Annotated in this window: 1 pseudogene; it reads left to right on the plus strand. The window is 36.3% G+C overall.

The window, feature by feature from the left end:
• Positions 1 to 81 precede the first annotated feature (81 nt).
• Positions 82 to 419 (plus strand): annotated as a pseudogene (locus ACXAGJ_RS24690) (OmpA family protein); the annotation flags it as partial.

The raw sequence follows: 419 nt of genomic DNA on the forward strand, positions 1-419 counted from the left end.
TTTGAGTTATTTAAGAAATACAATAGAATGCTGACTCCAAGATTCTTTTAATAGTAGAGATATTATAACCTAACCATTGATATGAAGAGAGATTTACTTTCAGTTGTTTTAGTTTCCTTAGTTATGCTATCGGTTTCTTTTGGTCAAGAGAAGAAACTAGCCAAGGCCCAGGGTCAATATGATCGATATGAGTATATCGATGCCCAAGAGACCTATCTAAAGATCATAAAGAAAGGCTACAAGGATGCCGATTTGTTAAAGAAGTTGGCCAATAGTTATTATTTCAACAGTGAATATGCAGAGGCACAGAAATGGTATAAGGAGTTAATTGATGATTACAGTAGTGAGGCAGAGGCGGAGTATTATTTTCGATATGCTCAGACCTTAAAAGCTGCCGAGCAATATGATCAGGCCGATGT

This window comes from Aquimarina sp. AWH4_224 (assembly GCF_056160245.1).